The sequence below is a fragment of the Streptomyces sp. NBC_00210 genome, assembly GCF_045160975.1.
Lineage (GTDB): Bacteria > Actinomycetota > Actinomycetes > Streptomycetales > Streptomycetaceae > Streptomyces.
The window spans coordinates 8,269,038-8,291,180 of record NZ_CP108120.1 but is presented as its reverse complement, the minus strand read 5'-3'; the positions used below and the strand labels follow the sequence as shown (position 1 = coordinate 8,291,180).

Here is a 22,143-nt window from a genome sequence, read left to right as displayed (position 1 = left end):
GGCTGGGGGTCCCGACCGTGGTGGGGCCGACGCTCGGACAGGGGGATCCGCCCCGCCGGCGGCCGCGGGCCCGTCGCCCCGAGCAAGACGGTGAGGGCGGCGAGAGCACCGCAGTCGTCGTCCTGCGCGGCATGCGGTTGTCCTTCTGCCCTCGGCTGTGGCGTGTCGCCGCTCCGGGCCAGGAGCTCTAGGAGCCGCCTTTGTGGGAACTCTGTGGCTCCGCGGTGTCCGCCGAGAGCCAGTTCCGGCGCATCCGGGGCAGCACCATGGTCGCCGTGTCCTCTGTGCCAGTGAGGGGAAGACGTACCTCGAACCGCGTGCCGGGCCCGTCGTGCCGGTCCTGGACGGTGATCCGGCCGCCGTGCAGAGCGGTCTGCTGGGCGACCAGCGTCAGTCCCAGGCCGGATCCGGGGCTGTCGGGACGTCGGTGGAAACGCTCGAATACCGCTGACCGCGCCGCGGCGGGAATCCCGGGACCCCGGTCGTCCACGGTGAGTACGGCGGTCGGACCGTCCTCGTCGTGGACGCGGCTCAGGGAAACCTCGACCTCGGCCGTATGTCCGCCCGTACGGCCGTGGACGAGGGCGTTGACCAGGAGGTTGTCCACCGCCGAGCGCAGCCCCGGCTCCCAGCCCTGCACTCGCAGGCTGCCATCGGCTCGCACCACTACCGCCGCCCCCGGATACAGCCGCCGTACGTCGGCGGCCGCTGCGTCGACCACCTCGGCCAGGTCCACGGATCCGAACGCGTCCACCTCCACCAGATCTCCCTCGGCGAGTGCACGCAGCATGACCAGCAGACCGAGCACCCGGCCGTGCTCCTGCCGCAAATCCTCCACCACCTCGGTCCGTTCGGCCTCAGGAAGTCGGGGGTGCCCGATGAGGATGTCCAGGTTGGTCCCCATGCTCATCAGCGGATTGCGCAGTTCGTGGGAGGCGGACGCGGCGAACGAACGTGCGGTGGCCAACGCCTCGGCCGTACGGGCGGCTTGCTCGTCGTAGCGCGTGAGGACGGTCCGCAGGGTGTGGGCCAGATCGTCGACCTCGGTGACCCGGGTGGGAACGTGCTCCAGGCGGGCGACGCTGGTCCGGGGATCGAGGCCAGAGGCGCGCTGCTGGAGCTGCCGCAGGGGACGAGCGGCGCGGGTGGTGGCCGCCCAGGCCAGCAGGCCGGACACGAGGGCGGTGAGCAGGGCGATGGCCGCCACCCGCCGTCGTACGAAGCCCAGTTGGGTCCTCGCTGCGCTGTCCGGTGAGAACAGCCACAGGGTTCCGCGGCCCCCTGGCCCCGCCCCGGTCACCGGCACTGAGAGCACCCGCCAGCGGGCGCCGTCCGCCCGCACCGTCACTGGAACGCGCGTGCCGGCGGGCAACGGCACGGAGGCATCCGGCTGCGGGCCTCCCGACACTGTGCCACCGGGGCCGGTGAGACGAATGCCGACATCCAGCGCGGAGTCGAACAGCTGCCGCTGCCGGGCCTGCTCGGTGGCCTGCGGACGGTGCTTCGCCGCGGCACGCAGGAGTGCCCTTGCCTCGGGAATCACCGCGGAGGCACGCTCACGCAGCAGGGCGTCCTGCTGCTTGTGCAGATCGTTCGCGACCATCCGCAGGAGCACGGCACCCCCCGCCAGGACGAGCAGCGGTACGAGCGTCCCGACGACCAGCGCCACCCGGGTGGACAGCCTCATCGCCCGCCGCCGTTCGCCCGGTCGTCGCGCAGGACGAAACCCACGCCGCGTACGGTGTGCAGGATCCGAGGGCGGCTGCCGGCCTCCAGCTTGCGCCGGAGATAGCTGATGAACGTGTCCACCGCGTCGGTGCGCACATCGAAGTCGTACCCCCACACACGCTCCAGCAACTGGTCGCGGGTGAGCACCAGTCCCGCGTTGCGCGCCAGCACTTCCAGCAGGCCGAACTCGCGCCGGGTCAGCGTCAGCGGTGCGCCGTCCAGCCGGGCCACACGGGTCCCTGGGTCGATCACCAGCCCCCCGGCGCGCACCTGGTCGGTGGCCGCCGGAGGCCTGCGCCTCAGCAACGCGCGCAGCCGCAGCACAAGCTCCTGCAGGGCGAACGGCTTGACCAGGTAGTCGTCACCGCCCGCCTGCAGACCGGCCACCCGGTCGGCCAGCTGGTCCAGGGCGGAGAGCATGAGCACCGGGACGTCGTCGCCCTCGTCGCGCAGCGTCCGGCACACTTCGATCCCGCTCAGCCCGGGCATCGAGACATCCAGCACCACAACGTCCAGCTCCTTGTCCCGGACAGCGGCGAGCGCGTCGCGGCCGTCTTCCGCCAGGACCACCGAGAATCCGTGCAGCCGCAGTCCGCGTTCCAGGGAGCGCCGGATGGCCGCGTCGTCGTCGGCGACGAGCACCCGCTCCGTCCCCTGCGTATCCGTCCTCACGGCGGCGATAGTACGGCCACGCCGAGTCATGGAGTTTCCACGGGGTACGGTCCGGTCACGGACTAAGGCAGTGTCTACGAGGCGCACGAGGCATTAGGAGCAGCAGGAGCCTGACAATTCCCGACGCTTCGAGTTGCCTGCCCGGCCACGGCTGCAACCGGCCGCAGAAGGTCATGCCGCCCGACTGAACTCCCACCCGCCTCGCACCCCGTGCCGTTGGGGGCGGGCGGGAACTACGGGCCCGGTCGGCGTCCCCCGCTGCCGACCCGGGACCGCTCAACGTTCGGATCGATCGTCCGTCAGGCGGCTTGACTCCCGCCTCCACCGGCCGGGTCGCCCTTGGTTTCGATCAGCCCCTCGCAGCCTCGTGTCCGCAGTGCAATAGGACACCGTCTAAGGTATTGAAATTCCGTACGCTTCAAGCATCCTGAGCGTCCGCTTCCGCGTACGCTCCTTCATGTACGGGAAGGAGTCCTCGATCAAGGTTCCGGCGTTCAGGAACTGCTCGAGAACCTGGAAGTACACGGCACCTCGAATGTGTTCCTTGGGATGGTCCACAATACTCTCGACGAAATCGAAGCATCGCTGCACGAGCTCCACGTCAGGAGCGGAACTCTGCAACTGCGGCAGGAGAATGGGATCCACGAATGCTTCGGTCAGCAGGTCATACACGCCCAGCATGGCGCCTTCGGTAAGAACTGCCTGGTCCGCAGGCATGCCGTACTTCTCAGCAATGAATTTCGCCGACTCAGGGACCATTTGAAGTAGCAACAGGGGTACATCTTCTTCGCGGATTGCACTCATGTCTTCCCTGATCGTCCCGTTGTCATAGCTGCGGGGTGGCACAAGCAGGCCACGCTCAGTACCGTGCGAGCCCTTGCCCTCAGAAGTGGAGCCTATCGTGCACGCGGCGCGACAGGCTCCTGTACTTCCGGAGTCACTCCTCTACAGGGCGCGCCGCATCAGGCACAACGATCATCACCAGGGTAACAATGCGCTGATGTCCCACCATCAACGAAGTGATCTTGGCCATCGGTAGCCCCGAAGGGGTCGAATACGTCCTTGACCATTTCCCATGAACCTCTGCCCAACCCGTATTCCTGGAAATAACTTGGGGCCTGAGCCACCGACGCCACGCCGCCGGCTATACCGAACGTCTTGGCAAAGCCTCGCAGGCGCGTGGGCTGGCCGACAGGCTGTGGCCCCTTGTACTGGGTCGGCTGGAAACTCTGACCCGTCAGGTCCTCGACCGAAGCCATCGTCATAATGGAAGCGAAATTCGTCTTCATGGCTTTCTTCATGCTCGGTTCGTTGTCCACGATCTGCTTGATCTTTCCTGTTACATCGCGGGAGTTCAGCGCATTCCACAACTCTTGAGCCTCGGCTTTGGCGATCGCCAGATCCTTACCGGACAGGAGGTGATTCTTGCCCTTCCCAGTCTCTCTGGCCTTTCTGTCGAGTTCCAGAGTGTTCGACAGACTCTTCATCGTCGCCCACCCCTTTTCCATGTGCAGCTCGTCCTTGCCTGTCAGCCGCTCCCCGGTGTTGAACTCATGGATGATCGCTGTCGACATCTTGCCATCGCCGAAAACGGTCTTCGCTCTGGCCTTGGGATAGATCTGCAGGAGCGCCCCCGCCAAGTCCTTGTTGGTGACTGACGGAATCTCCGCACGGCGGCGCATGAAGCCGGGGTTCTTGTTGGGGATCTTGTTGAAGGCCTTGTTCAGCAGACGCTTGACGGTGGAGCCGAACCACAGCCCGTCCGGGTCGGCGTACACCAGCGGGTTGTTGTTGCCGTACGTGTACCCGTTTATCTGCTGCGGGTCGGAGAGATCCATGACCGGGTCGACAGACATGAACCGGCCTGTTTCCGGGTCGTATTCCCGGGCACCGAGCTGAGTGAGGTTGGTGTCGGCATCTTTGGTACCGCCGACGAAGCCCTTGTCTCCCTGCCAGTTGGCGGGATGGGCACCGCGAGGGGCGCCGAAGATCGTGCTCTTGCGACGAGTGACGGTCTGCGTGGCATCGGTCGTCACCTGAGTGGTACCGGTGCCGTGGTGGTCGCCGAGGAGGAAGGTCAGCTTTCCGCCGGTGCGCATGGCAACGGTCTTGCCGCCCGCGCCGTAGTAGCGGGTGCCGGTGACTGCACCGGCCGGATCCATGCGGAGCTCGTTGCCGCCGGGCAGGTAGAGCGTGGTGCCGGTGGAGTCACGGCGGATCAGTCGCTGGCCTTCGGTGTCATACAGGTAACTGGAGGTGTTCGCACCCTTGGTGACGGACTTGAGGTGGTTTTCGTCATCCCAGAGCAGGCTCTGCGTGTCTGCGCTGCCGATCTTGCGGGTGGCAGTGTTCCCCACGGCGTCGTAGGTGTAGGTCTCCTCATGGGCGTCGGTGCCGGTCTGGACGACCTTGGGCAGGTTGTGCTTGCCGGTGTCAGGGGCTGCGTAGGTGCGGACGGTGTCGGTCGTGGGACCGGATGCGGTCTTGTACTGGGTTTCGGTCTCGCGGTTGCCGACTGCGTCGTATGTGTAGCTGGTCCAGTAGGCGTCCTGGCCGCCTACCACCGAGGTGGAAGGAGCGGTGGCACACTTCTCACCAGTGTTGGTCCAGGCGTTGGTGATGCGGCGCAAGGCGTCGAGGGTGAGGCATTGGGTGTCGGTGGTGCGGCCGGCGTCCTGGCCGTAAGCGGTGGCGACCTCGGTGATGTTGCCGGCCGGGTCGTAGTCATAGCGGGTGTCTTCGATGCGCTGCGGAGCGACTTCGCGGTCGGTGTAGCTGCGGGTCAGGCTGCTGGTGTGGTCGTCGAATTCGTTGGTCACCCACAGGTGGCGGCCGAATTCGCCGTATTCGAGGCGGGTGTTGCGGCCGTAGTGGTCGTAGGTGTTGGCCGAGATCAGTGGGTCGCTGCCGGCGTAGACAGAGTCGAGGAGCCCGCCTGTGTTGTAGCTGTTGGAGACCGACTCGGCCGGTAGCCCGCCCATTTCAGGGTGTTCGGTCTCCATCAGCTGGCCGGTGTTGTCGTTGTAGAAGTTGAACCCCTCATACGTGCCGGCCAGGGCGCCTTCACCGGCGGGAATGGTGACCTTGTTTCCGACAGGCTGATACAGGTCGTTGTACTCGGTGATTTCGGTGACGTAGGCATTGCCGTCGACGTAGCGCGTGGCGGAGGCGGCCTGGCCCTTGGCGACACCGTCGTACGTCCAGGACGACAGTGTGGTGGTGCCCTTCTGCACGGCAGTGCGACGACCGAGCACGTCGTAGTCAGTGTGAAGGGTGACACCACGGGCGTCGGAGACGTCCGTGACGCGGTCACCCTTGTCGTAGACCGTGGTCGAGGTCCCCTTGTCCGGGTCGCTTTCCAGCGTCTCGCGGCCGCGGACGTCGTAGCTGTGGGTCCACTTGGCCCCGGACGGGTCGGTGACCTGCTCCAGGCGGCCTTGCTGGTTGAAGCGGTAGTGCGTCGACTGCGAGGCGGTACGCGCAGCATTGGTGTACTGCTTCAGCTCGGTGGTGCGGCCCAGCGCGTCCACGACAGTGGTCGTCGCGGTGCCGCCCGCCGGGGGAACCACAGTGGTGGTGTCACCTGTGTAACTGGTGGTGGTGCGCTTGCTCTCGTCGCCGAACTTCTTCGCAATGACGGCCGTGGGGCGGCCTGCGCCGTCGAAAACGCTCTCGACTGACGCCGGGTACTTGGTCTCCTGACCAGTGACCAGGACCGGCTCGGCTGAGCCTTCGGCGAAGTAGCTGCCCGAATCCAACCAGGCTTCGCCACGGGTGTTGTAGAACGTCTCCGACACCAGGCGACCGGCCCGATCCGGCGACTTCTGCTGACTCTGACGGGGACGCAGCAGGCCGTCGAAGAATGCGTAGCCGACTTGGTACTCGGAATTGTGGTCGAGGGACTTGCTGGTGACGACGATCGGGCCGTCCCGGCGGACGAGATAGTCGAAGACATGGTTCGGCGCATTGGGGTAGGCGGCCGCCGAACGGGTCGGTATCCAGACCTTGGTGACGCGCCCCAGCGCGTCATAGGCCGTCGTGGTGACCTTGCCGTTCGGATCGGTGACCCGGGTGGGCTGGCCACGCAGCGGATCCATCACGGTGGTCGTCGTGTGGCCCAGCGGATTGGTCAAGACGGTTGCGGTCGGCACCTCACCCGTGGTGGGCGTGTAGGTGGTAGTGGTGACCTTGCCGTAGGCGTCAGCCGCGGCCAGAGCGCGCCCGTACTGGTCGAAGCAGAGCTGGTCTGCGGTGAGGCCACAAGTATTGGGGACGGAGGTGGTGACGTCATAGCCATCACCCTTGCCGTTGATGCGGTCGGACTTGGTGACGAGCCCTCTGGTGGGCGCCGCCCCGAATGCTCCGCCGTCGTAGTAAACGCGGACGTCATCGATGATGTCTTCCGGGCGGTTGACCGTGCCACCGACGCAGGGAGCGGCAACGGTCTCGGTGCGGGAGACGGTGCTGAGCAGCCAGACATTGGCATTGGCGTTGCGGGCATATTGAGTGGTGGTGCACTTTTCGTCACCGGTCTCGGCGATGTCGCCGAGCTCCGAGACTGTGCTGACCATGCCATAGCTGTCGAAGCCGCGGATGACCTTGGTCGTGCGGGTGCCGCCGGTGACTGCAGTCCGGGTCTCCTCAGACTCCGTGCCGGTGTAATAGGCCTCCAGGTCGGGCAGACCAGCGCCGGTACGACTCCGAACCGCGGTCGGGGCTGAACGCCACGGGGTGTACGACGTGGCACTGACGAGGGCGCCGCCGTCACCGTTGTACGTGGCGCTCTCACGGAGCTCTCCGGCGAACTGCTCCCGGTCGGTGACGGCGATACCGGCGGAGTCCTCCACAGCCGCGCCGTCGACGCCACGGAAGTAGCGGGCCTCGGAGAAGGTCCTTGGATCGGTGGCCGCGCCCTCGCGCGTCTGGACCCGGTAGTAGCCGCGGGCGATGGAGAAGGTGCGGTCCTCGGCCTTGGTGAACTCGTCCGTACTCTTGGCCCACTCGGCACCGCCGACATAGGCGTACTCGGTCACTGCGTCCGGCGTCGAGGCGAGGTTGTCGCCCTCAATGACGCGCTTGACAACGTAGGAGTTGAACCAGTCCTGCTTCGCCGTGTCCCCCTCGTAGGCCCACTTCACCGGATAGCAGCGGGTGCTGTTCGAAGCGTCCGTGGGCGGCAGGCTGTCAGCGGCGCACTCCGGGTCGAGGTAGTCGATTCCGATGGCACCGCCTGTCTCCGTGATGATCTGCGACATCCGCAGACGGATGAAGGGGGCCAAGCCGTCGCCGAGCTTGTCGACTCGGTTGGGCTTCTGCACTCCCTCGAAGGTGACGGAAGGCAGAGCCGCAGTGCCGCCGGCCTTTCCGCTGCGGGTAATGGACTCCAGCCACATGGGCGTGGAGATGCCGTCGCCAGCGGCGGGGAAGCCCTGCGCCAGGGTCCAGGAGTCCACGTCCTTGTAGGCGCCACCGGTGAGGACCTTGGTGGAGATACCAGTCAAGCGCTTACGGGTCCAGAAGGTGGGCGAGTACTTGTCCTTGCACTCCACGCCGTCCTTGCAGTACTGGTCGAACGGGACATCTGGCCAGTTCTTGGCGTTCGTGGCGTCGAAAGTGGCGCAGGAGGTCAGGCAGCGTTCGCTGGTGCCGAAGTGGACCTGGCCCATCGCCTTGCCCGAGTAGACCGCGTTAGAGCGCAGGCCGTAGTCAATGCGCTCGAGGTAGCCGCCACGGATGTAAGGAGTGGCAGTGGAAGCGCCCGTCGTCTCTGAGACGTTACGGCCGTAGTTGTTGGCCTCGGTCTGCCAGTAGTACGCCATCGCGTTGCCGCGCGGGTCGACGACGTAGTCGAGCTGCCAGCGCCAGGCCTGCTGGCACCAGGCGGCGGCGAACGAGGAGTTGTAGCACGGCTCGCCGGACTGGTTGCCGAAGACCGGAACCGTCCAGGTCGAGTTGGTCACCGGATCGTCTGCAGCCGTCCCGTGGTCGCTCCAGCCGGGCAGCTTGTTCAGGCCGAAGAAGTACTGGGTGCCATCACTCGTGGTGATCTTCCAGTGCTCGCCGACACCATCAACGCCGGCCGTTCCCTTGTCGGGGTTGGACGCACCGGTGAGCTTTTCGACCTTCTCACCGGAGTCCGACGCCGGGTGCCAGCCCCTGGCACTGTCGTAGACCAGCTCGGTGCTCTTCCCGCCGAGCGACAACGTGGCATTGTTGTTGTACCAGCACAGGTCACCGACCTTGGTGGTGTTGGTGCCACCAGTCTTGTCATCGTTGCAAACCTTGTAGCGGCGCTCGATGAAGCCCGGCTCCCAGTCCCAACCGTCCCCGATCCAGCTCGGCTGGTTGTTCGATGCGGACGTGCGGCCGTCCACGGACTGGGAGTTGTAGTCCAGCGAGACATTCGGCTGCAGTCCACCAGGTACCGAGGGAACGCCGATGGGGTACGACCAATTGAACGCACCGGTCGAGCCGCCCGCGCTCCACGAGCCGGACGACTGGAGCGAGGTCGCCTTGTAGTTGCCTGTCGGACCGGAGTCCCCCGCCGTGGCAGCCAGCACGGTCGCGCCAGTGGGCGCAGATGCACTCCGCGTGGCGCCCCCGGTCGTCTTCCCGACCGGGGGCAGAGAGACGGCCCCCGAGAGAGTGCCAGCCTTTGTGTCGTTCCTCGTCGCCAACGGCTTGCCGATCCGGCACGCGGGCTTGTCCGGGGTGGTCAGTGCGCAGGCAGGCAGTTGGACCAATCCCAGCCGGGCGGCCCAATCGCCACCGTAGGCACCACGGAAGGTGCTGTAGTCCACCTGGACTTGGGCCTTGCCGGCCACGCTGCCGTCCGCCCGGCTCACGGAGAGCAGGATTCCGTCCACACCGGCCTTGCGGGCAGCCTCCACACTGGCGACGGTGACCTTTACCTTGGTCGGCGCCTGCGCCGCTGCGCGGTTCTGAGCGGGTGCGGAGCCAATCGCGACGGGGAGTTTCCCGGCCCGCCTCGGGTTGGAGTTGCTGCCTGCTGCCGTTAGGGCAACGGTGGCGCTGCCTGTCGCGGGCCAGACGACCTTCGGAGAGCTCCACGTCCGTCCAGCCGTGCTTCCACGCCGTTTCGTACCGCCAGGCGTCATTGCCTTCACCGGCACAGCTGGAGGCTGTTTCAGCTTCGGAAGGTCGACTCCCTTCCCAGCAGCAGTTGTTGCCGCCGATGCTGCAGCGGTCGGCAGCAAGCCGACCGTTACCGCGAGAGCCAAGGCTCCCACCCATGCACGCGTGCCGAAACGGCTCACGCCCCCACCCCTCGCACAGCTTTGAAATTTTCGTCGCACCATAACAGACGCCGTGAGAACCGAAATGACTCATCACCTGGCTGCAAATAAATGCACCAGAAGCCGAGAACATCCCATTCGCACCTATGGAGCACCTGTGAGGCTTCCGAGCGCACCTTCTGTCCAGGTCACTGCCCCTGCAGGCTCCTCGACTGCCCCAGCGTCAACTGCCTCGATTCACACCGCATTTACACATTCATCATGACTGGCAGGTCGACATCACCAGCGTTCTGGAGAGGTGAAGCCGAGGATCCCCTATAGAGTCTGCGCGAAATCAGGACACTCAAAAGGGGAGTTGCATCGTGCCCATATCACAAAGGGGTGGGGGTTCTCCACGGAGGTGGAGATCTCACTTGCTGTGCGGCGTCCTGGCGGGGGGGATCCTGGTGTCGGGGATCCCTGCCGGGCTTTCCTACGCCGCCCCTCACAATTCCGCGCCCTTGGCTGCTGCGTTGTCCGATCCTGTAGCCGACGGGTCGATGAGCGAGGAGGACAAGGCCCTCCAGGACGCTCAAACCTCGGGTCAACCTGTGGAGTTGCTCTCTGCCCGCACCGAGGCCAGTGACACGTGGGCACAGCCTGACGGGTCGTTCTCGGTGAAGCGGCACGGAACTGCCGTACGACTGTGGCGTGATGGTGCGTGGGTCACCGCCGATCCGACGCTCGCTTTCGCAGCAGATGGTTCGGTCGTGCCGAAGGTTGCATCGGTCGCCGTGAAGTTCTCCGGCGGCGGCACGGGGCCGATGCTGACCGGGGTCAAGGACGGGCGCACGTTGTCGTTGTCGTGGCCCAAGCCCCTGCCTAAGCCCACGCTCGAAGCGAACGTGGCCACCTATGCGGACGTACTGCCCGGTGTGGACCTGCAGTTGAAGGCCGAGGTGGAGGGTTTCTCGCAGCTGCTGGTGGTCAAGACCGCCGAGGCGGCGCAGAACCCCGAACTGGCCCAGCTGCAGTTCGCGATGAATACCGTCGGGCTGAACGTGTCCAAGGACGCGGACACCGGCACGCTGGTGGCGACCGACCCGGCCGGGCAGACCGTGTTCACCAGCCCCGCCCCCCTCATGTGGGACTCCAGCACCTCGAGCGCTCCTGCCGCACCGACAGCGCGTACGGCAACGCTGGCCACCTCGGACCCCGGAGACTCGTTCGAGCCCGGCGCGGGCGCCGAGGACGCGCAGATGGCCACCTCCGTCAGCGGCGACACGCTGACCATCACTCCGGACCAGGACCTGCTGACGGGTACGGACACCACCTACCCGGTCTACATCGACCCCAGTTGGGCCTGGGGCGAGTGGCAGCACTGGGCGCGCGTGTACGAGGCCTACCCCAACACGTCCTACTGGGACGCCAAGGAAGACGTTCGGGTCGGCTACGAGGCGGAGACGGGGGGCTCGAACCGGATCTCCCGTTCCTTCTTCCAGCTCGACACCAGTGACGTGACGGGTGCACAGATCAAGAGCGCCACGTTCCGCGTCCGCAACACCTGGTCATGGTCGTGCCAGGACCGCCCCGTCGAGCTGTGGCAGGTCGGCGACATCTCCAAGAAGACGACGTGGAACAACCAACCCGGCAAGATCGGGTCCCGGCTGGACGTCGTGAACGACTCCAAGGGCTGGAGCTCGGACTGCGCTGCTGGAAACCTGGAGTTCGACGCCACCGGCGCGGTACGGACCGCAGCGGCAGGCGATGACGCGAGCGTCACCCTGGGCCTCTATGCCGATGACGAGACGGACACCTTCGGCTGGAAGAGGTTCGACCCGAAGACCGCCACGCTGGAGATCAAGTACAACAACCCGCCGAAGACGCCGAGCGGCCTGGGCACCAACCCCCGCACCAACTGCGCGGCCGGCGGCAGCATCGGCAACGTCGCCGTCAGCCTCTACGCGAAGATCGACGACCCGGACGGCGGGAACCTGAGCGCCCAGTTCCAGGCGTTCAAGGCCGGCACGAGCACGCCAGTCGTCGACACGAGCGTCCCCGCGCTCAAGGGCCGGGTGACCACGGTCGTACTGCCTGCGGGCAGCACACCCAGCGGCGACTACACCTGGAAGGTCCGCGCCAAGGACCCCGACGGCGCCACCTCGGCCTGGAGCACCACCTGTAAGTTCACCCTGGACCGCAGCCGTCCCAGCCAGCCGCCGATCATCACCTCCGAAGGCGGCAAGTTTCCCAATGGCGACAAGGGTTGGCCTGATCCGACCGGCGCCGCCCGCTCCGAGGGGAAGTTCCTTTTCGCCGCGAACGGGGTCGCGGATGTCGCCTCCTACTTCTGGTGGACCGACACCGACCCCGACGTGAACCAGACTCAGGCGAGTTCGCCTTCCGCTCTGGTCACCCCTCCCTCCTACGGCCCGCACCTGATATACGCGTACAGCGTGGATGGGGCGGGCAACCGGTCCGACACGGCCACCTACCTGTACTACGCCAAACGCGCCCAGGAACGGGACCAGCCCGGTGACCTCAACGGCGACGGCTTCAAGGACATCTGGAACACCGACACCAACGGAACGCTCCTCACCTACGCCGGGCACGGCAGCCGGGAATTCTCGTCCGCGACGAACGGTGGCGGTACCTTCCCCGGCCAGCAGGTCACCTTCAGCGGGGACTGGGGTCAGGAGGGATACAACGACCTCATCTCGCTCGAGTACAACCAGAACGACAACAAGAACAAGTTGCGCGTCTACCCCAACAACGGCAAGGGGATCATCGACCGCGACAACTACCTCCAGCTGAGCGTCAGCTGCCCCATCCCCCGCCCCAGCGGCCGCTGCAAGGGTGAGGAGGGCTGGACAGGCGACGACCACTGGTACAACGCCGATCAGATCATCACCGGCGGCGACATCAACAACGACCAGACGGCCGACCTGCTGGTCAAGCAGGGCAAGCAGCTGTGGGTCTATTACGGCAACCGCTCCGCCCAGCTGGACAAGGTCCGCCCCCACCCGGTCCTGGTAGGCGAGACCGACTGGGACAAGTTCACCGTCGTCGTCCCCGGCGACCTCAACGGCGACACACTGCCCGACCTACTACTGCGCGAGAACGCTTCCGGCGACCTTTTCCGCTCCTACGGAAAGGCCGACCCCACCGGCACACTCGATTCGGCGACCTGGGGCAACTCCACCAGCCGCGTGAAGATCGCCACCGGCACCCTGCCGCAGAGCCTCTACCCCGTCATCGGCTCCTCCGGAGACCTCGACGGCGACGGCAACGGTGATCACATAAACGATGGCGACGGCATCGCCGATCTCTGGGCACGCAAGAAGGACAACACCCTCCTCGGCTGGCCCGGCCGCAAGACCGGCAGCGACTACACCGGCATCGGCGCGTACTTCGCGATCGACGGAGCCAACGGCGGCCGGCAGATCCCCGGCGGCACCACTCTGGGCAGCGGCCAGTCGCTGGCCTCGAACTCGGCCAAGCTCACCATGCAGGCCGACGGCAACCTCGTCATCACCTCCAACGCGAACAAAACCCTGTGGTCCAGCGGCACGACCGGCAACAACGGCGCCACCGCACGCGTACTGGCCAACGGCAACCTCGCTGTCTACTCGGCTGACGGGAGCACCCAGCTGTGGGGCACCAATGTCAGCAGCACGCCGGATGCCACCAACCCGGACGTGAAGCCCGGCCTGACCGCAGAGGGATACGTTCTGCTCCAGGACCGCGGCAACCTCGTGGTCCACAACGGCAAGGGACAGGCCGTCTGGTCCAGCGGTACCGCGATCCGGCACGACCACAACGGTGACGGCCGCAGCGACATGGGGCTGTGGTACGACTTCACGGCGGGTACGGATGCCACGTACACCCTGAAGTCGAACTCCGACGGCTCGTTCGAGCTCCCCTACAAGTCCTTCGCCGCCGCAGCGGGTGTGTGGGATGCGAAGGCCCTCAAGTTCGTCACCGGCGACTTCAACGGCGACGGCCGCGGCGACATGGCTGCACTGCAAGCGCACAGCGACACCGCCGTAACCCTGTGGACTGCGTTGGGGAAGCCGGACGGCGGCTTCAACGCACCCTTCGAGTCCTGGCATGTCGGCCCCGGCATCATGCACACCAGCTACATGACCCCGCAGGCCGGCGACTTCAACGGCGACGGACGCGACGACATCGCCGTCTGGTACGCCTACCCGGACGGCACCACCAAGCTGTTCACCTTCACGGCAGGGGTCACCGGGGGCTTCAACAAGCCCTTCGAGTCCTGGTCGGCCCCCGCGGGCACCTGGCTGCGCAGCCGCTGCAAATTCGTCACCGGCGACTTCAACGGCGACGGCCGCGAGGACCTGAGCGTCTTCTACGGCCAGGGCGACGACACCGTACGCAACCACACGTTCCTCGCCACGGTCAGCGGCGGTTTCGCGAAGCCCACCTCGTGGTGGTACAGCAGTGCCCTCGACTGGAACCGGTCCACCCCGCATGCGGGTGACTTCAACGGTGACGGCCGCGACGACGCCATGGTCTGGTACGACTACGCCGACGGCAGCGACAAGGTCTCCACGATCCTGTCCGAGAACGTCGACGGCGTCGACCGCTTCGGCTCCGCCTTCGTCACTCTGTCCAGCAACCCCGGAAACTGGGACATCAAGCGCAGCCAACTCGTCATCGGCGACTACAACGGCGACGGCCGCGACGACATCGGAGCCATGTACCACCAGCCGGACGACTCCGTGAAGATGTGGACCTGGACCGCCAAGGAGGACGCCAGGTTCAACGGCGCCCTCGCCAGTTGGACCTACACCGCATCGCAGTGGGTCTACACATCCACCCGCTTCTTCAAGCCCTACAACTGACAGTCACCGAAGCCGCTCCCGGCAGCCGATGCGCTGCCGGGAGCGGCCTCGGCCGCTGTCTCTCCAGACAGTTGCCCACCGGCTCGTGGCCCAAGACCGTTGCTGGCCGATTCGCTGCCGGTCGAGCCCCATCCGAGCCGAGTCACCTGCGCGAGTGGGCGCGGCAGCAGCCTGCGCATTCGGCCCCTGGTCAGAGCGGGCGAGCCGTGTCGGTGTTACTTCGTGTTTGTCAGTCTGTTCCTGTCCTTGTGTCCTGACCGCGTCCCGAATGCGTCCCGATTGGACAGGATCGACCCCGGCCGGCAGGCCCTGCTCGCCCTGGCCCACCTGCGCAACGGCGACACCCTCACCCGCCTGGCCGCCGGATTCCAGGCCGGGGTTGCCACCGCCTGGCGCTATACCCGCGAGGCGATCACCTCGCTCGCCGCCACCGCCAACGACCTGCACCAGGCGATGACCAGGATCCAGCTGCTGGCCCACGTCATCCTCGACGGCACGCTGACCCCGATCGACCGCGTGCACGATCAGAAGCCGTACTACTCCCGAAAACACCGACGGCACGGATAAACGTGCAGGTAATCGCGGATGCGGCCGCACGCCTCGTCTGGGCGTCGGTGGCACTTCCCGGCTCGGCACACGACCTGACTGCTGCGCGAACCCACGGCTTCATCGCCGCGTTGTCCAACGCTGACGTGATGACCTTCGCGGACAAGGCGTATCAAGGCGCCGGCGGTTCCTCTGCGTATCCCGTTCAAGCGGCACCGCGCAATGGTGCAGGCCATCCTCGTTCTCCACCACGTCGAAAACCCGACCTACCAAGGATGAGAAACGCTCAGCCATACCGACCGAGCCTAGTGATGAGTTTTCGCGCCCGCACCCGTCACACCTACGACGGGACACGACGACGCGGAAGGATGACGTGATGAGTGCGGACACGCGGCTGGAGGAGCTGGGCGTGAGCGGGCTGGGCGAGGTCGACGAGCCGGCGTTCTCAGGGCTGGCGGAGCGGCACCGGCGGGAGCTGCACGTGCACTGCTACCGGATGCTCGGGTCGTTCGAGGACGCCGAGGACACGGTGCAGGAAACGTTCCTCCGTGCCTGGCGGCGGCGGGAGACCTTCGAGGGGCGGTCGACCTTCCGGGCCTGGCTGTACCGGATCGCCACCAACGCCTGCCTGGACCTGCTCGCCAAGTGCCGCCCGGAGCCTGCGACCGGCGGCGAGGTGCTGTGGCTGCAGCCCTACCCGGACCGGCTGCTCGACGAGCTGCCCGCGGGCGACGCGGACGAGCCGGAGACCGTCGCCGTCGCGCGGGAGACGATCGAGCTGGCGTACCTGGTCGCAGTCCAGCACCTCGCGCCGCGCCCGCGGGCCGTGCTGATCCTGCGGGACGTGCTCGGCTGGCCGGCGAAGGACGTCGCGGAGCTCCTCGGGGACTCCGTCAACTCCGTGAACAGCGCGCTGCAGCGAGCCCGCGCCGGCATGCGGGAGCACCTGCCCGCCGAGCGGCAGGACTGGACCGGCGGCGAACAGGACGCCGGGACGCGCGAGCTGGTGCGCCGCTATACCGACGCCAGCGTGGCCACGGACATCGACGGGCTCGCCGCACTGCTGCGGGACGACGTCCGCTGCTCGATGCCGCCCACGCCGGGCCTGTACATCGGCCGCGACACGGTGGTGAACGACTGGGTCGAGAGCGGCTTCGAGGGCATGAAGGGCCTGCGCGCCGTCCTCACCTCCGTGAACCGGCAGCCCGCCGTCGCCTTCTACCTCTGGCACAAGCGGGAGGGCGCGTACCTGCCGCTGACGATCGACGTCCTGCGCGTCACCGGCGGGGCGATCACCGAGATCGTCACGTTCCACGACGACCAGTTCCCGCGGCTCGGGCTGCCGGAGCGCCTCCCGGCGGACGGCACGGAGTAGTCCCGGTGTGGACGCTCGCGCTGCGCGGTGGCGCGCGTGTCGCGGTGGTCGCGGCGGAGTGGTGCGACGCGTTCGGCGTCGTCACCCGCGGGCGGGTGCAGCTGGAGCTGCACCACGGCGAGCCCGGGCCGGTCCTCGGACGCGACGCCGGGTTCTGGCTCCGCGGCACCGGCTTCATTGCCACGCTCGCAGCGATGGTGGCCACCACCCTCGCCGCGGCGCTTGCCCAGGCCGTTGGCGTCGACTTCGAGGTCCCCGATGGTGGCGAGACGATCCCGTTGTCCGGGTTCGCCGTGGTGACCGGCTTCTTCTCGATCGTGGGCATCGTCATTGCCGTCGCTCTTCTTCGTTGGAGCGCTCGCCCCGCCGAGCGATTCGTGTGGACGGCAGTGTCGCTGACCGCGATCTCGTTGGTCCCGCCCCTCCTGTCCGGGGCAAACACCGCCACCACCACCGCCCTCCTCGGGCTACACCTCGTCCCTGCGACGGTGATGATCCCCACCCTGGCGCGGAGCCTCCGCACCCGGACCGAATGACGATCCAGCAACGGGACAATGCGCGGCGCAAGGGCGTGCGCGAGCGCACCAACGCGGCCCCCGGTGCTGCCACCCTCCATTCCAGGTTCCTTTTCTTGGTCAATTCGAAAGCTGAGTCGCGTGTACGAAGAAGCACAGGGCACCTTGCGGGATGAAGACCAAACGCCACCCGCTTCTGTCGGGGCGCACCGGGTACCCCGGTCGCGTTTCACCCTGGCCGACCCCGCCGTCGCGCGCCTCCCACGTGGATTCGGCTCCTGCGCGGCGGCTTGAGCCGGGATCTGCCCTCTCTCGGGTCGACTTCAGGCTCAAGCCGCGCCAGGACGCGCTCGCAGCCGAGCCCTGACACCTACGCCTGCGGGAGGCTTCCACGCCGTAGCCGACGGGGCAGGGAACGCGGTTTGTTACGTGGGAGGTTGGAAAAGGCTCAATGACTACGAGCAGTAGCGGTCGGTTGTTTGGCACTTCCGCCAGCCTGCGGGTCGCCGGTTCGACACGATGGTTCGGCGGTGGCTGCGAGCAGGGCGGTGTCGTCGTCGACCCGGTCGGGGGTGTTCAGCAGCTCCAGAGCCGCTTCGGTGATCTGCTGGGGGTCGGTGCGGGCGGCGGCGGGCAGCGCGCCGCAGGTCTGGCGCAGGGCCGCCAGGCAGTCGTCCAGGGACAGCGCCCGGTTTTCGACCAGGCCGTCGGTGTACAGCAGCAGGCTGGTGCCGGGCGGGAACGCCACCTCGCGGTCGACTGGGGTGCTGCCCAGTCCCAGCGGCAGCGCCGGGGGCAGCTCCAGGTAGGCGGTGTCGGCGGCTACCAGCAGGGGCGGCAGGTGCCCGCTGGCGGCGTAGCGCAGGCGGTGGCGGTGTGGGTTGTAGACCGCGTACAGGCAGGTGGCGAAGCGTTCGGTGGCGAGCGACTGCAGGTAGGTGTCCAGCCTGGCCAGCACCCGGGCCGGGCCGGCGCCCTCCATCGCGAGGCTGTGGAGGGCGGAGCGGAGTTGGCCCATCACAGTGGCGGCTTCCACGTCGTGGCCCATGACGTCGCCGATGGCCAGCCCCACGGCACCGTCGGGCAGTGCGAGCACGTCGTACCAGTCGCCGCCGACCTCGGCGCCGCGGTTGCTGGCACGGTAGTGGGTGGCCAGGCGCACCCCGGGCACCTGGGGCAGGCGGTGGGGCAGCAGGGCACGCTGCAGGGTCAGGGCGAGGCGGCGCTCGTTGTGGTACCGGGTGGAGTTGTCGTAGGCCAGGGCCAGGCGGTGGGCGAGGTTCTCCAGATACTTGTGTTCGACGGCGGAGTAGTCGGTGTGCCGGACCAGTACCAGGGCCCCCAGTGTCTGGTCGTGGGCGTGCAGCGGCAGGGCCAGCACGGCGGCGGGCGCCGGGTGCGGGCTGGCTGGGGCTGGGGCGGTGCCGTTGATCGCGTGGGTGGCGGCGGTGGCCAGGGCCTCGCGGGCAAGAAGGGGGGTGCCGGCGATGTATGCCGGGGGTGACTGCGCCGGGGCGGGTGCCGCGGCGGTGAGGTGGATGCTGATCTGGTCGGCGAAGTCGGGCAGCAGGATCTGGCCGGCAGTCTGCAGTACCTGGTCCGGGTCGAGGGTGGCGGACAGCCGCAGGCCCGCGTCGGCCAGGGAGGCCAGCACGGCCAGCTGGTTGCGGGTCTCGGTCAGGACCTGTTCGCGCAGCCGGGACAGTTCCAACCCGGTGCGGACGCGCGCCAGCAGCTGGCGCGCGGAGAAGGGTTTGGCCAGGTAGTCGTCGGCGCCGGCGTGCCGGCCCTGCGCGGATTCCTCCTCGCCGGCGCGGGCGGTGAGCAAGACGATGGGCAGGCGGGCGGTGCGCGGGTCGGCGCGCAGCGCCCGGACCAGCTCGAAGCCGTCCATGCGGGGCATCATCACGTCGCTCAGCACCAGCTCCACCGGCTGCGCCAGGGCCATCTCCAGGGCGGCCCGGCCGTCGGCGGCGAGCAGTACGTCGTAGTCGGGCTGCAGGAGCTGGGTGAGGTAGGCGCGCATGTCGGCGTTGTCGTCGACCACCAGCAGGCGGGCCCGGTGGGAGCGGTCGGTTTCGTGCGGGCCGGGGCCGTGGGGGGCATCGTGGGTCGCGGGGGCGTGCGGGGTGCGTGCCGCGGGGGTGGCCGCGGCGGGGACGGGGTCGGCCGCCAGCCAGCCCAGCGCCTCGTCCACGTAGGCCGCGGCGCGGCCGGGCCGGCCGCCTCCGCCTTCCCTGGGGGGTTCCCCGAGGGACCCGGCGCCGGCCGCGGGCGGGTCCGGGCGGGGCCGGTGGGCGGCGGCGAAGGGGAGGTCCATGGTGACGGTGGTGCCCTGGCCGAGCAGGCTGTCCACGCCGACGGTGCCGCCGTGCGCTTCAACCAGGTCCTTCACCAGCACCAAGCCGAGGCCGCTGCCCTCGTGGGAGCGGGAGCGGGCGCCGCGGACCCGGTGGAAGCGCTCGAACAGGCGCGGCAGCTCGTCTGCGGGGATGCCGATGCCGGTGTCGGTCACGGTCAGCCGGGCCCGGTCGCCGGCCGCGGCCACCTGCACCCGGGCGCCGCCGGTGAAGGTGAACTTCAGGGCGTTGCTGAGCAGGTTGAGGATGATCTTCTCCCACATCTCCCGGTCCAGGGACACCGGCTTGGGCAGCGGCGGGCAGTCCACCTCCAGCGTCAGCCCGGCCGACTCGAAGGCGGAGCGGAACACCCCGGCCAGCTCGGCCGTGGCACCGGCGAGGTCGACCGGCTCGCGGGCCGGGCGCATCTGCCCGGCCTCGGCCCTGGCGACGTCCAGGAGGGTGTTGACCTGCTTCAGCAGGCGCAGGGCGCCGCGCTCGGCCAGCTCCAGCTGCTCGCGCCGCTCGGGCCGGTCCTCGTCGGCCAGGGCCTGCTGGAGCGGGCCCAGGAGCAGGGTGAGTGGGGTGCGGAACTCGTGGCTGACGTTGGCGAAGAAGGTGGTCTTGGCCCGGTCCAGCTCGGCCAGCGCCTCCGCCCGTCGGCGCTGCTCGTCGTGGGCGAGCGCGGCCGTCAGCGCCCCGGCCACGGCGGCGGCGAGCACCTCCAAAAAGTCCCGGTAGGCCCCGGCCGGCGGGAAGCAGGGGTTGACGCCCACCACCAGGACGCCCTCCACCTGGCCCGCGCAGTCCAGCGGCAGGGCCAGCGCCTGCTCGACTGGGAGCCGGGGGGCCGCGGCGTGCTGCCCGGCCGTGTTGCCGCCGGTGAGCGCGGCGGCTGGCAGCGTGGCAGGGGCACCGTCGGCGACCACCTGCGCCAGCCGGGCCGCGACCTCCGACCCGTCGGCCGCACTCAGCGAGACGGCTTCGGGCGCCGGCCGGAGCCCGGCGGAGGCCGCCGGCCGCAGCATCCCCGGCTCGGAGACCAGGTACAGGCCCAGGAACGGGATCTCCTCGGGATAGGAGCCCAGCACCTCCGCGACGACGCGGGCGACCTCGCCCGGGGTGGGCAGCCCGGCGGTGCGAGCGCCGGTCTCGCTCAGCAGGCGCAGCCGGCGCTCGCCCAGTACCCGGCCGGTGGTCTCGGTGATGATCTGCAGCACGCCGCCGGCGGTGCCGTCGTCCAGCAGCACGGGCTGGAAGGCGGAGTCGAAGTAGCACTGTTCCGGAAAGCCGTGGCGCTCCATGATGAGCGGCTCATCGGGGATCAGCAGGGGCTTGCGGGTGTCGGTCACATAGTGGAAGTGGGAGCTCACGGGGTGGACCCAGACCTCGGGGAACACATCCTTATAGGGCCTGCCGAGCGCCCAGGGGTGTTTGGCGCCGACAATGGGTGAGGAGCCCAGGTTGTACAGCGTGGCGAATTCGGCGCCCCAGTACAGAGCCATCCCGTGCTCAGAGGTGAGCATGAGGCGCAGGGTGTCCACCAGGGGCCCCGGCCAGGACTCGGGGGGCCCGAGCGGCGTCGCCGCCCACTCGATCCCGGCCAGAAGCTCGCCGAACGCGCCGGCCTCGGCGAACATCCGGGCCGCCGCGGTGCGCGGGTCATCGGGCCGGGTCATCGAGAAAACTTCCTCCTGGCGCCTATGTGATCCGCCCGCGCCCTCCCAAGGCTGCCGACGGCCACTCGCTGCGGACCTTCCGGGCAGATCGGACGCCGGATCCGACGGTTCTAGCTACACTCATGCCAGAATTGCAACGTTAAAATAGTTAAACCATGATTTGCCCAGCAGTGTACGCTTGCAGCCGCATGCCGGCGGCGGCGATCGTCGACTCGCAGTCCCGCGGGCAGTCGACACCGTCGACACCGTCGGCGCCGACGGTGTCGGCCGGGACGGCGGGAAGAAGGTGGCGGGCCGCAAAGGGCAGGTCGTGGACTGCCTGGGCTTGCTGCTGGCGGTGCTGCTCACCGCCGCGAGCGTCCAGGGCCGGGATGCCGCGATGCCGCTGCTGCAGCGACTGCGTGCTGGACGGGGCGGAGAGGGAGCGGGGGGCGGCGAGCGTGGGTGAGAGTGGTGTCGGCGACTGCGTCCGCGCCGAGTGTGAAAGCGACCGGGACGGGCGGCGACTCGAAGTGTGAGGGGACGGCCAGGTCGCGCCGGGCCGGGCGGACTGTGGTGATCATAGTGTTGAAGTTGTGCTGGGTGACCAGGGCGGCGTCGAGCGGCAGGGCCTCGGCCGGTCCGTAGCCGAGCGTGAGAGTGATGTCCTGCTCGACGCCTGCCGTGGTGCGGGTGATCCGCGCGGTGGCGATGGCCGGGCGGTCTGGATGGCCGACGGCGGTGAGCTGGGTCGGCTCGGGGACACGGCTTCGGGCAAGGTCGGTCAACTGCCTAGTTGACCATGGCAGGTTGACGGGTTCGGCGGTGCCCCAGCCGGCGGGCGGCACTCCGGTGAGCAGCTGCCAGGCGGTCTCCAGTGAGCGGCCGAGCAGTAGATCGTCGTCGACCACGCCCCGGGCATGCTGCTCCTGGAGGCTGCCCGCCAGGCGGCCCTGGCCACGGCACACCACGACACGATGACGGTCACCGGCATGGACTCCGACTTCATCCGCTACGCCGAGATGGACGTCCCCTGCTGGGTGGAGGCCGAGCAACTGGCGGACCCCGACCAGGTGCGGATTGGCGCCCGGCAGCACGGCAAGGAGATCTTCGCCGGCGTGGTCACCCTGGCCGCCTTACCCACCGCGCCCGGCGCGCACGGCGCCTGACATGCGCCCCTTACGCCCCGCCGCCGACCCGCAGGCCG

The 22,143-nt window shown here is 68.1% G+C and carries 10 protein-coding genes and 1 pseudogene; 5 read left to right on the top strand and 6 right to left on the bottom strand.

Features of this window, described 5'->3' with window-relative positions; translation table 11 throughout:
* Window positions 1–187: 187 nt before the first annotated feature.
* From OG729_RS37225 to OG729_RS37210, 4 genes are all read right to left on the bottom strand, one after another.
* Window positions 188–1,687 carry a sensor histidine kinase gene (locus tag OG729_RS37225; RefSeq protein WP_405810481.1) on the bottom strand — a complete coding sequence of 500 codons (1,500 nt, stop codon included), beginning with the start codon at window positions 1,685–1,687 and terminating at the stop codon, window positions 188–190.
* Window positions 1,684–2,430, bottom strand: coding sequence for a response regulator transcription factor (locus tag OG729_RS37220; RefSeq protein WP_405810480.1), 747 nt, complete (start codon window positions 2,428–2,430; stop codon window positions 1,684–1,686). Before OG729_RS37220 ends, OG729_RS37225 begins: the two co-directional genes overlap by 4 nt.
* Before the next feature lie 363 nt (window positions 2,431–2,793).
* Window positions 2,794–3,204, bottom strand: coding sequence for a hypothetical protein (locus OG729_RS37215; protein ID WP_405810478.1), 411 nt, complete (start codon window positions 3,202–3,204; stop codon window positions 2,794–2,796).
* Between the two features lie 158 nt (window positions 3,205–3,362).
* Entirely contained in the window at window positions 3,363–9,290 is a 5,928-nt protein-coding gene (locus OG729_RS37210; protein ID WP_405810477.1) for an RHS repeat domain-containing protein, read from the bottom strand.
* Window positions 9,291–10,168: 878 nt separating this feature from the next.
* Between OG729_RS37210 and OG729_RS37205 the strand changes: the two genes are divergently transcribed.
* The 4 genes and pseudogenes from OG729_RS37205 (at window position 10,169) to OG729_RS37190 (ending at window position 16,960) form a co-directional block, all read left to right on the top strand.
* The gene (locus OG729_RS37205) at window positions 10,169–14,503 is read left to right on the top strand and encodes an FG-GAP-like repeat-containing protein (protein WP_405810475.1); all 4,335 of its coding nucleotides are present in this window, start codon (window positions 10,169–10,171) and stop codon (window positions 14,501–14,503) included.
* A gap of 273 nt (window positions 14,504–14,776) precedes the next feature.
* Window positions 14,777–15,328 (top strand): annotated as a pseudogene (locus tag OG729_RS37200) (transposase family protein); the annotation flags it as partial.
* Window positions 15,329–15,425: 97 nt separating this feature from the next.
* Window positions 15,426–16,424, top strand: a complete 999-nt coding sequence (locus tag OG729_RS37195; protein ID WP_405810473.1) for an RNA polymerase subunit sigma-70 — start codon at window positions 15,426–15,428, stop codon at window positions 16,422–16,424.
* A 5-nt stretch (window positions 16,425–16,429) separates the two neighbouring features.
* Window positions 16,430–16,960: a DUF6069 family protein gene (locus OG729_RS37190; RefSeq protein ID WP_405810472.1), complete on the top strand. Its 531-nt coding sequence runs from the start codon at window positions 16,430–16,432 to the stop codon at window positions 16,958–16,960.
* Between the two features lie 427 nt (window positions 16,961–17,387).
* Here OG729_RS37190 and OG729_RS37185 read toward each other — a convergent pair whose 3' ends face one another.
* On the bottom strand, window positions 17,388–20,957 hold the full coding sequence (locus OG729_RS37185) for a SpoIIE family protein phosphatase (RefSeq protein ID WP_405810471.1): 3,570 nt from the start codon (window positions 20,955–20,957) through the stop codon (window positions 17,388–17,390).
* 344 nt (window positions 20,958–21,301) lie between these two features.
* Complete coding sequence (locus OG729_RS37180) at window positions 21,302–21,847, bottom strand: DUF6177 family protein (protein ID WP_405810470.1); 546 nt, start codon at window positions 21,845–21,847, stop codon at window positions 21,302–21,304.
* A gap of 9 nt (window positions 21,848–21,856) precedes the next feature.
* Between OG729_RS37180 and OG729_RS37175 the strand changes: the two genes are divergently transcribed.
* Window positions 21,857–22,105: an AfsA-related hotdog domain-containing protein gene (locus tag OG729_RS37175; RefSeq protein WP_405810468.1), complete on the top strand. Its 249-nt coding sequence runs from the start codon at window positions 21,857–21,859 to the stop codon at window positions 22,103–22,105.
* The last annotated feature ends 38 nt before the right edge of the window (window positions 22,106–22,143 follow it).

Bases quoted from the DNA above. Each gene is read 5' to 3' on its own strand.
- OG729_RS37220 (WP_405810480.1), bottom strand. From the start codon at position 2,430: ATGACTCGGCGTGGCCGTACTATCGCCGCCGTGAGGACGGATACGCAG.
- OG729_RS37195 (WP_405810473.1), top strand. From the start codon at position 15,426: ATGAGTGCGGACACGCGGCTGGAGGAGCTGGGCGTGAGCGGGCTGGGC.
- OG729_RS37175 (WP_405810468.1), top strand. From the start codon at position 21,857: ATGCTGCTCCTGGAGGCTGCCCGCCAGGCGGCCCTGGCCACGGCACAC.
- OG729_RS37215 (WP_405810478.1), bottom strand. From the start codon at position 3,204: ATGAGTGCAATCCGCGAAGAAGATGTACCCCTGTTGCTACTTCAAATG.
- OG729_RS37185 (WP_405810471.1), bottom strand. From the start codon at position 20,957: ATGACCCGGCCCGATGACCCGCGCACCGCGGCGGCCCGGATGTTCGCC.
- OG729_RS37225 (WP_405810481.1), bottom strand. From the start codon at position 1,687: ATGAGGCTGTCCACCCGGGTGGCGCTGGTCGTCGGGACGCTCGTACCG.